The organism is bacterium, assembly GCA_030693325.1.
Classification (GTDB): domain Bacteria; phylum Patescibacteriota; class Minisyncoccia; order UBA6257; family MFKM01; genus MFKM01.
Genome location: JAUYAV010000018.1, coordinates 1 through 6,663, shown reverse-complemented (window position 1 = coordinate 6,663; position 6,663 = coordinate 1). Strand labels below are relative to the sequence as shown.

Here is a 6,663-nt window from a genome sequence, read left to right as displayed (position 1 = left end):
TCCATCTTTATTCTATCACTTTTTTTCTTATGAAAAAAACCAAATAAATGAAGCAGTCCATGAGCTACCAAACGACTAAGATTTTCCGGCGCGATATAATCGGGATTTAAATAAATTTCCCCAAGAAATTTCAGCTTTGATTCCGGATGGGGATAATTCTTCGGTTCAACAAAAGTAAGAATGTCGGTCGCCTTGTCTTTATTTCTGAATTTTTTATTTAAAAATTTTATTTTCCGGCTGGTAATCAAAAAAATCTCTAAACGACAATTTTCTTTTTTCAGCAATTGAAGGAATCTGCGAGCCATTCTTTTTATCTTTCCTTCCAAGAGATGGCATTTGCCGTTCAGACTGACAACCGAAATTTCGTTCATAATTCGCCTAATTTTTTGGCCTTCTCCATCTCTTTCTTTTTGCCTTCGCGATAAATAGCCGCGATCCGAGTTTTGCGGCGATTAGGCGGCCGATGATAAAAACGCCGCTTCTTAACTTCGCGAAGTATCCCGCTTTGTTTCATCTTCAAACTAAAGCGGTAGAGGAGGCCTGTCACCGATTCTTTTTCTTTTTTTCTAATTTCCATAATCGCTTTGTAATTTTATTTTATTTTTTATTTCTCTTAACGACTCTTTGGGCGGGTTATTGACCACACTGTGAATTGAACTTCCCCCGTCATTTTCAAATCTGGGAATAATGTGAATATGCAGATGGTCAACGACCTGGCCACTTATTTTACCGTGATTGATTCCAATAGTAAATCCCTCGGGTTTCAAGCTTTTTTGGATTAATTTGGTAATTTTTTTGACGGCTGAAAAAAGCGGCTCGACTTCATTTTCCGGCAAATCCAGGACTGTCTCGCTGTGAACTTTGGACAAAACCATCGTGTGTCCCGGGGCCCGGGGATTAATATCCAAAATAGCCAAAGTTTTCTCATCTTCATAAATAATCTCAGCCGGTATTTCTTTTTTTATGATGCTACAAAATAAACAATTCATAATTAATTACTGTAATTACTGTAATTACAGTAATTTTAATGTAATCTTTTTTTTATTTCTTCAACTAATTTGCTTAAAAGCATATTTTCTTGAACGCCTGTTCTCATGTCCCTGAGAATAATCGTTTCTTCAAAAACCTCTTTTTGGCCAAAAATTAAAACCAGGGGAACTCCTTTTTTATCGGCGGCTTTCAATTGCGATTTGAGAGATCTCCGGCCCAAAGCTTCACTGACGGCAATACCGGCCCGCCGCATATTCTCCACCAAAACCAAACCCGATTTTTCCGCCTGGTCTCCGACCGCGATAAAAAAAACACGGGGCTTGGATTTTGATTCGGGGACAATCTGCTGTTGTTTCATCACCTCAATCACTCTTTCAAGGCCGATTGAGCCGCCGACACCCGGCACGTTTTGGCCTCCGATTATTTCCGTAAGATAATCGTAACGGCCGCCGGCCGCCAAAGCCATTTTAAGTTCAGGAACATCTATCTCAAAAACCGTCCGGTTGTAATAATCCAATCCCCTTACTAAATAAGGGTCGGAAACATAAGCCAGGTCATTATCTTCAACGAATTCCAAAACTCCCCGCAAATGATTATTGCAATTCTGACAAAGGTGGTTAAGAATCACCGGGGCCGAAGATCTTAAGGCCAGACAATTCCCGTTTTTACAGTCAAGCAGCCGCAAGGGATTAACCTCCAGCCGACGCTGGCAATCCTCACAAAGTTCTTTTTTAAGAGGCTGATAATATTCCAAAAGTTTTCTCCGGTAATTGGGGCGGCAAACCCGGCAACCGATGGTATTAATCCGAAAATTGATGCCTTTTATTTTTAACAGATTCAGAAAACGGTGAATGGCAAAAATTATCTGGGCGTCATAAACCGGATGACTATCCCCTAGAATCTCAAATCCCCATTGATGATGCTGACGATAGCGGCCCGCCTGAGGTTGCTCGTAACGGAGCATCTGCCCGTGATAAAACACCTTCAAAGGATGGGCGTAATAGCCCATATGATTTTCCAAATAAGCCCGGCAAATCGGAGTGGTGCCTTCGGGCCGCAGAGCCAAACGCTGGTCGCCTTTAGTGTTAAAAACATACATCTGCTTTTCAATGACATCGCTGGCTTCGCCCAATGATGCTTCGAAAAGCCCCGCTGATTCTAAAATTGGAGTTTCAATAAAAGAAAAATCGTACAAAGAACTGACTTCTTTTCCGACTTCAAAAATTTTTTCCCACCAAACCGCATCCCGAGGAAGAATGTCGGGCATCCCTTTAGGCGCCTGAAAAATCTGTTTGTTTTTTTTGATTTTTTTATTTTTAGCGCCTTCCATAAATTTAATAATTCGGCTTTCCAACCGCCATAACAGAGGTAATCGGCCAGATTCTCAATTTCACCAAGCCGATAATTTTGTCTTTAGCTAAAAAGCCCCAGGCGCGGGAATCAAAACTGTAATTGCGGTTATCGCCCAAAACAAAATATTGATCCGGCTTCAAAACCACTTCCAAATCCCCGAAGGTTTTGATATTAGCCGGAACATAGCTTTCCTTAAGCAGTATCTTGCCGCCATTAGTATCAAAAATCGTGACTTCACCGTCTTGAATTTTCACTTTTTCATTAGGCAATCCGATAATCCTTTTAATGAAATAACTGCCCCCGACCGGAGGTTTAAAAACTATCACTTCGCCCCGCTGGGGCTCGCGGAATCGGTAGCTTATTTCATCAACTAAAATATAATTCCCGTTGGAAAAAGTCGGCTCCATGCTGGCGCCGCTGACCAAAAAGGGCTGAAACAAAAAAGTCCTGATGATAAAAACGGCAAAAACGGAAATAGCTATAATTTCCAAAATCTCTAAAGATGACCAAAAAAATTTCCGCATAATAGTATATTAATATCTGTTATATTATAATGTTAAAAAGCCGAAAATCAAGCCCTTATCTAAATAATTATGGATAAAAAAATTAAATACCGTCTTATTATCGGATTAGGCAATCCAGGCGGCCGATACGCCCTGACTTATCATAATGCGGGTCAATTAGCGATAAATTTCCTTATGAAAACGGCGGCCGAAACAATGACTTTCGCCAAAAAAGGCAAACAAAAAAACTTTGAATATTTTAAATTTATCAATGGCGATAACTTAATTTTCGTGAAACCGCTGACTTTTATGAACGAATCAGGTGGAGCCGTTGCCGCCTGCCTTAAATATTTCAGAATAAAACCCGAAGAAACGCTGATTATTCATGACGATTCCGACATTGAATTGGGCGAATCAAAACTTTCTTTCAGCCGCGGAGCCGGCGGACATCATGGCATAGAATCAATCATCAATAATCTTAAAACCAAAAATTTCTGGCGGTTGAGGATCGGAATTCGAAAAAAAGAGAAAGAAGGAAACAAAAGAAAAGGAGCCGGAGAAATGGTTTTGAAAAAAATAACCGCGGCGGATAATCTTATCTTGGAAAAAATAATTAAGGAGTTAAAGATTTAATGGAAAAAGTCAGCTCAAAACTCACGCGGCGATCTGCCGTGGGACGAATGCCGGTCAAGGGCAAATCAACACTGCCAAAATTGGACTGGGAAGCGATATTATTTTTGAAATCAATCACGGAGTCCTCGCTGTCGGCCCGGCCTTGAATCCTTACCGGCGCTGTCAAGGATGAAACAATAATTCTGTCAAAAATAATATTATTGCCGGCCAAAACGTTTAATTGGTCAAAAAACGCAGACCATTTTTTGGTTGAATTTTTGGCTTCGGAAACCAAAGTCACTAAACTATTGAAAAACTTAGCTTTCTCCTCAAGCTTGCCGACTTCTTGAGTCTGAGGATGGGTAACCAGCGAAGAAATCTGAGCTTTAGTGTCTTTTTGGATATGGGCTAAAAACATATCCGTGCCGCCAAAAGCAACTAAAAGCACCGATAAAGAAATTAAAAAGATATTTCTCCAAAGAGAAATAAAAGACAAGGCCTGTTCGTGATAAAATTCTTCAATAACATTATGGGCGGTCAAACTGATAAAAACATCCTCGCGCCGTGGCACTAAGCCGCGCAGAGCCGAACCGAAAACAGTAAACCAAATAGAAGAAAGATTTTCATAGTTTCTCAACCGCAAAGGAATTATCTTCAATTTAAATTCTGCCTCAATAATTTCTCCAACTTCTTTTTCCAAAGCCGGCGCCATTATTATCGCCCCCTCAAAAGTTTCCCGATAATTCACGGAAATAAAATTAACAACTTTTTGAACCTCTTGAACAAGGAGATCCCTGAAATCCGAAAAAACAATTTGCCGTTTTTCCCCCTGGAGAGTCCGCCAAAAAAGAAAGTGGTTAAAGTAAAGCTCTCCCTTCCTGATAATCAAAAAATTCAAACCATCACTTGAAACATTGACCACTAAATACGTCTTATCAATGTCTATGGCCGGACCTAAATCTTTAATTAATCTGCATAAAGAAAGGGCGGGAAACTCAAACGCTGTCGGCGAAAACCCGCTTTCGCTGAGACACTGGTCGTACTCGTCAACAATAGAATTTTCAACAAAAGCTCCGAGCGCGTCCATCTGATTGGTGTTTTTGCTAATAGTCTGCCAATCGGAATAAGCTTTTTCCAGTTTAATCGGCGAAGCCATTTGGAGATTTAATTCCGCCGCATTCGCAAGATTTTCATGATTGATTATAGGAATACTGAAAGATTGGCTGTAAACAACCGAAACCGGTAAACAAATAATGGCATGAATTTTGGAAACCTTTTTTATTCTTGTTAATTGAGAATGGACATTCTTGAGGGCGGCTAAAAAATTCTGACGGTCGTTTATTTTTCCGTCCAAAATAATTCCCGGCGGCAAACGCAAAGAAGCCGTCGCGATTTTTCCGTCGTCAATCCGCAAAAACCGAATCGCGGAATCGCTTATCTCCAACCCTCCGATGGCGGGCTGCGAACTTAATTTTTTTAAAATTGAAAGAAATTTTTTGTTCACCACGTTAGAAATTTTCATGGTAATTTATAATAAAAATATTAATTTATCTTCCCCCGTTAAAATTGGGATTTCTAACGGGGTTCATTGGATTTCCCTGGTTGATTTTAAACTGACTTTGCCGGTATTACTGTCAACAACTATAATCGCTTCTAATTTTCGTTGGCGACTCAACGCCGTTCCCGAAGAAATTACCTGGTCGGTGCCCACAGGATAACCTACGGGGTCTTTGTTCACGATTACTTGAACAGTCCGGTCGCCCACAGAGAAAGAGTATCCGCTTGAAGCGCTGAAGGTCTTATCAATGGTTATTCTCATAAAAGCATCTTCCACTCCGGCCTTGGCCGCCGCCAGCGCCTGGGCCGATAACCGCTCTCCCCAGCCCGAACTGCTCAAAATGAAAGCTATTAGAATGCCGGCAACGGCGATTTCAGTGATAATGCCGCAAATCAGCAAAATTGCCGGCAAAGCCGCCTGCCCATTTTTTGTCTTAACGAATTTTATCGCCTTCATTTTTCTTTAATATTCGCCAGTCATTATATTAATTTAAGTATAGCAAATAAATTAACAGCGCGGAAATAAAATTTCTCCTTTTTTTAATCGGCTGATTTTGGCGCTGGTTTCCGGCAAAAACGGACTTAAAATATCGGCGATGGAACTCAGAAGAGCGGCTAAATTGGAAACAATTTGAATTTTTATTTTTAAATCCAAAATTTTCCAAACCTGGGTCTGATTGATATATCCATCGCCAAAAGCGATTAAATTCCAAATAGCGGTCAGAGCTTCATTGAATTTGAATTCTTCTAATTTTTGAGCCACTGTCTTTCGGGTTTCTTCAATTTTTTTATCAATATCTTTATCAATTTTAGGAAGCTTAGCTTCTGAAAATTGATAGTGAAGAGCTAAAACCCGGGCGGCGAAATTTCCCAAGCCGTTGGCTAAATCGGCGTTATATCTGATCTTGAATTTCTCCAAAGTAAAATCGCCGTCTTCGGTCGGAGAAATTTCTCGTAGAAGAAAAAGCCTGACGGCGTCAGTCCCGTATTTTTCAACCAATTCAAAAGGGTCAATAATATTTCCCAAACTTTTAGACATTTTCTGGCCGCCCACGGTGATAAATCCATGGACAAATATATTTTTTGGCAATTCCAAGCCGAGAGAAAGAAGCATCGCCGGCCAAAAAACCGCGTGAAACCTAAGAATATCCTTGCCGATACAATGAACGTCGGCCGGCCAGCATTTCTTGAAATCCTCGCTTTCTTCAAAATAATCAATCGCGGAAATATAGTTCAGCAAAGCGTCAGTCCAAACATAGATGGTCTGACTGTCGTCATTAGGCACCGGGATCCCCCATTTTAAATCTTTCCTGGGGCGGGAAAAACTGATATCTTCCAATCCTTGTTTGATAAAATTTAAAACTTCGTGTTTCCGGCTTTCGGGGATTATTCTAATAACATCTTCTTCAATTGCTTTTTTGATTTTTTGCGAATATTTTGAAAGCTTGAAAAAATAATTCTCTTCTTCGATTATCTCCGGTTTTATCTGATGAATAACGCATTCTCCGTTTACTAAATCTTTTTTAGTGATAAAGGCCTCGCACCCTGGGCAATAAAGTCCTTCATATTTTTTCAGATAAACATCTTTATTTTCTTTGAATTTCAGCCAGGCCTTTTTGACTGCCGGCCAATGCCTTTTTTGGTCAGT

At 40.3% G+C, this 6,663-nt stretch carries 9 protein-coding genes; 1 reads left to right on the top strand and 8 read right to left on the bottom strand.

From position 1 onward, the window contains the following. The 5 genes from ybeY to lepB all read right to left on the bottom strand — a co-directional run. On the bottom strand, nt 1-371 hold a 371-nt coding region (ybeY, locus tag Q8N22_01985; protein MDP3052709.1), incomplete at its 3' end, for an rRNA maturation RNase YbeY. After that, the gene (locus tag Q8N22_01980; protein ID MDP3052708.1) at nt 368-577 is read right to left on the bottom strand and encodes a 30S ribosomal protein S21; all 210 of its coding nucleotides are present in this window, start codon (nt 575-577) and stop codon (nt 368-370) included. The genes Q8N22_01980 and ybeY, both read right to left, overlap by 4 nt. Next, nucleotides 567-989 (bottom strand): HIT family protein, encoded by a 423-nt coding sequence (locus Q8N22_01975; protein MDP3052707.1) that lies wholly within the window; start codon nt 987-989, stop codon nt 567-569. The genes Q8N22_01980 and Q8N22_01975 overlap by 11 nt, the downstream gene beginning before the upstream one ends. Nucleotides 990-1,024: 35 nt before the next feature. Then, nucleotides 1,025-2,320: a histidine--tRNA ligase gene (gene hisS, locus Q8N22_01970; protein ID MDP3052706.1), complete on the bottom strand. Its 1,296-nt coding sequence runs from the start codon at nt 2,318-2,320 to the stop codon at nt 1,025-1,027. 4 nt (nt 2,321-2,324) lie between these two features. Further along, complete coding sequence (lepB, locus tag Q8N22_01965; GenBank protein ID MDP3052705.1) at nt 2,325-2,867, bottom strand: signal peptidase I; 543 nt, start codon at nt 2,865-2,867, stop codon at nt 2,325-2,327. A gap of 69 nt (nt 2,868-2,936) precedes the next feature. Here lepB and pth point away from each other — a divergent pair, with 69 nt between their 5' ends. Continuing rightward, nucleotides 2,937-3,479 carry an aminoacyl-tRNA hydrolase gene (gene pth / locus Q8N22_01960; protein MDP3052704.1) on the top strand — a complete coding sequence of 181 codons (543 nt, stop codon included), beginning with the start codon at nt 2,937-2,939 and terminating at the stop codon, nt 3,477-3,479. Here the strand turns inward: pth and Q8N22_01955 are convergent. The 3 genes from Q8N22_01955 to Q8N22_01945 all read right to left on the bottom strand — a co-directional run. Further along, nucleotides 3,460-4,980: a hypothetical protein gene (locus Q8N22_01955; GenBank protein ID MDP3052703.1), complete on the bottom strand. Its 1,521-nt coding sequence runs from the start codon at nt 4,978-4,980 to the stop codon at nt 3,460-3,462. The genes pth and Q8N22_01955 overlap by 20 nt on opposite strands. A gap of 63 nt (nt 4,981-5,043) precedes the next feature. Beyond that, the gene (locus Q8N22_01950; GenBank protein ID MDP3052702.1) at nt 5,044-5,472 is read right to left on the bottom strand and encodes a hypothetical protein; all 429 of its coding nucleotides are present in this window, start codon (nt 5,470-5,472) and stop codon (nt 5,044-5,046) included. A 51-nt stretch (nt 5,473-5,523) separates the two neighbouring features. Further along, nucleotides 5,524-6,663, bottom strand: a 1,140-nt coding sequence (locus Q8N22_01945; protein ID MDP3052701.1) for a methionine--tRNA ligase, incomplete at its 5' end; no start/stop codon positions are given.